This window comes from Rhizobacter sp. P3_B12, from assembly GCF_056402895.1.
Map to the genome: position 1 here is coordinate 1 of NZ_JBFUGN010000799.1, position 2,872 is coordinate 2,872.

Sequence of the window (2,872 nt, forward strand, 5' to 3'; positions counted from 1 at the left end):
GCGGACGGTCGCGAGGTCGTCAGCGCTCTAGCGCTCCAGGGTGTCGCGCACGAGGACAGCGGACGGTCGCGAGGTCGTCAGCGCTCTAGCGCTCCAGGGTGTCGCGCACGAGGACATCGCTCCCGAGGCTCGGGGGGGAGGTCTGCATATGCATCAGAGGGCCTCCTTCGGCTTGCCGGCCTCGTTGCGCACGCGCAGCGTCGTCAGCACCGCCTGCACGGCACTGACCAGTTCGGTGGCCTCGCGCTCGACGCGCCGCAGCTCGTTGTCGGAAACGGCGCCGTCGGCCGTCACCTCGCTGATCTGGCTGATCACCTCGGCGAACTCGCGCGCCAGGCGGGTTACGCCCTTGAAGGTGTCGTCGTCGACGCCATCGGCGCAGGCCGGCAGCGGCAGCACCATGCAATGGCAGGCCATCGCGAAGGCGTTCAGCACGCCGCGGTCCTTGCTGAGCACCGTCAGCTTCAGCGCGTCGGCCAGGCCGAGCTTGGCGGTCGGGTAGTTCGGGTCGACCTCATGGTTGAGGGTGGATGCGCTCTTGCCGAGCAACGGAGCGAGTGCGGTTGCGCCGCCGGGGTAGTCGTGGACGAGGTTGAAGGCTGCTGTTTGGACGTTCATGGCTGGTGCGAAGGTTGACTGCTATAGCCAGCGCATTGCCCCGTCGCAGACACTGTCTGCAGAGGCGATGCATCGGCGGTTTGGTTGACTGATCGACGCCTCTGYGCTGCTTGCGGTGTGGGCGCACCTGGGTGGTCCATCAAAGCGGGCCATATGCGATGCCAGTCCGAAGGACGCAGGTCCCAGTACTCGACCCGGCCATCGCAAGCGATAGCCAGGGCGGGTACGAGGGCAGGAGCAATGGGGCGACTGCGGGCGGCCATCTGAGACAGATGTGCCGATGCGACCCCGACAACACGCGCCACGTGCGCATGTCGGCCGCGCTCTTCGGCCAGATAGTCAGCGAGGTTCATCCCCCATGATAGTAGCAATTGCTTCTAGCAAGCAAGTAGCATTTGCAATGCGAGCGTCTGCTACCGTTCAGGACATGACACCCGAACAACTGCGGCAGTACAGAGTGGAGCGGCTTGCCGCTGCGCTCGCGCACAAGTTCGACGGCAATCGATCGGAGATGGGTCGAGCGTTGGGCTACAAGGATGGCGCGTTCATCCGCCAGATGCTGTCCGAGGCGAGGCCCATCTCTGAGAAGACAGTACAAGCGATCGAGTCCCTGCCGGGGATGTCGGGCTGGTTCAGCCCGGCAAGGCGGGACGCACTCGACTCAACAATCAATGTGTTTCCGCTGACCCCTTCGGACGAACTTCCAGACGGGGTAATAGCTGTACCCGAATGGAACGTCAGGTTCAGTGCCGGCAACGGCCATGAGGCCACCTATGAGATCGTGGAAGACAGCGAACCCGCCTACTACCGCCGAGATTGGTTTATCAAGGAGCGGATCAATCCCACGCGCGTCCGGCGCTTCAGAGTCACTGGCGACAGCATGCAGCCGTTTGTCTATCCCGGCGATCACGTCTTGGTCAACATGGCCGAAACGGAAGTCGTGGACGGGAAGGTCTACGCCCTGCGCTACGACTCCGAACTTCGCGTGAAGCGTTTGCTGAAGCGCCTCGATGGCACGTTGATTCTCAGAAGTGACAACCCCGACTATGGTGACGAGATAGTCGCGCCTGACCTTGTCCAAGAGCACATCACGATCATTGGGCGGGTGCGAGATCGCTCGGGATCGGGCGGGCTGTAGCTCTTGCCCCACGCATCCAGTTGGCCTGCATCTTCAAAAACGTAGCATTTGCTATTGCATAGTGTCGTAGCAGTTGCTACGCTACTCCTCACGTTGATTCATTCGTGAGGTTTCGATGCAAACGCTCTGCACGCGCAGCTACCGCTGCTACTACCACCACCGCTCCGACGCGCCCTCTGAAACCGGCGCCTTGCCCAGCATTCGACTACAGGCCTCTGACGCCGAGGCGGCGATGCACTGCGCGCATGCGGTGTTGGGCCACCCCATCGACCATGTCGAGCGCGTCGAGCCTCTGACTGCGGGGTGCGCATGAGTGCCATCGTTCATCAGATGCCAATGCCGGCCGCGGAAGCGGTGTCGATCAAACTGGTTGTCGATCCCGGTTACTGGCCGCAGATCGACATCGGCGAGCGCGAACAAGGGAATCCGATCCGCTTCCAGATCTCTGCCCCGCACCAAGACTACTTGCTCTTGTCGCATGGGCAGCTCTCGGCGTTGGTATCTGCAGCCAGTGCGTGGCTCGAGCTATGCGCGCAGCACACACCGGAGGCAAGCGAAGCATGAGCCGCCGCTACCTCGCCCGCTACACGCTCTCCGACGGCACGCGCGGCGCGCTGCAGGTCGTCGCATCGCACAGCTTCGATGTCATCGACATGCTGGTGTGCACCTTCTCAAGCCTCCGCACCTGCAGCGCGAGGTGCCTGTGATCGCCGCCGCCCTGCTCACTGTCGCGCCGAGCCACTGGGACGCCGCGAACTACCGCGCATGCGAGCTGTGCGATCACCGCATGCACGACGACGGCGACTTGGTGTGCTGCTGCCCGGCCGCGGTCGCGCCCGATCGCTGGCGCCCCGTCACCGTCATGCGAGCGTCGCTTGGCGGCTGCGGCCCTGATGCCCGATTCATGCGGATCAACTTCGACAGCCTGCACGCCTGACGGCGCGCCGCCGCCCTTCCCCACCTTTTCTCCCGCCCGCCTGCGCCATCGCAGGCGGCGAGCTTCAACACGCCTGCACAGGACGTCAAATGACCTGGATCACCACCTCCACCGGCGATGAGGTATCGCTGCAGCAGCCACGGCTTGCCAGCATCACCCTCGCGACCATCGCGCACCAC

At 63.8% G+C, this 2,872-nt stretch carries 5 protein-coding genes; 4 read left to right on the forward strand and 1 reads right to left on the reverse strand.

Annotated features, from left to right (window positions below; translation table 11 throughout):
• Window positions 1-153: 153 nt before the first annotated feature.
• On the reverse strand, window positions 154-618 hold the full coding sequence (locus AC1D01_RS28175; protein ID WP_477872294.1) for a phage regulatory CII family protein: 465 nt from the start codon (window positions 616-618) through the stop codon (window positions 154-156).
• Window positions 619-1,045: 427 nt separating this feature from the next.
• On the opposite strand from AC1D01_RS28175, the gene AC1D01_RS28180 reads away from it, so the two are divergent.
• The 4 genes from AC1D01_RS28180 (at window position 1,046) to AC1D01_RS28195 (ending at window position 2,693) form a co-directional block, all read left to right on the forward strand.
• Window positions 1,046-1,756, forward strand: coding sequence for a S24 family peptidase (locus AC1D01_RS28180; protein ID WP_477872296.1), 711 nt, complete (start codon window positions 1,046-1,048; stop codon window positions 1,754-1,756).
• Window positions 1,757-2,065: 309 nt separating this feature from the next.
• Window positions 2,066-2,320, forward strand: a complete 255-nt coding sequence (locus tag AC1D01_RS28185) for a hypothetical protein (RefSeq protein WP_477872298.1) — start codon at window positions 2,066-2,068, stop codon at window positions 2,318-2,320.
• Window positions 2,317-2,463: a hypothetical protein gene (locus AC1D01_RS28190; protein WP_477872300.1), complete on the forward strand. Its 147-nt coding sequence runs from the start codon at window positions 2,317-2,319 to the stop codon at window positions 2,461-2,463. The genes AC1D01_RS28185 and AC1D01_RS28190 overlap by 4 nt, the downstream gene beginning before the upstream one ends.
• Window positions 2,454-2,693, forward strand: a complete 240-nt coding sequence (locus AC1D01_RS28195; protein WP_477872302.1) for a hypothetical protein — start codon at window positions 2,454-2,456, stop codon at window positions 2,691-2,693. Before AC1D01_RS28190 ends, AC1D01_RS28195 begins: the two co-directional genes overlap by 10 nt.
• The last annotated feature ends 179 nt before the right edge of the window (window positions 2,694-2,872 follow it).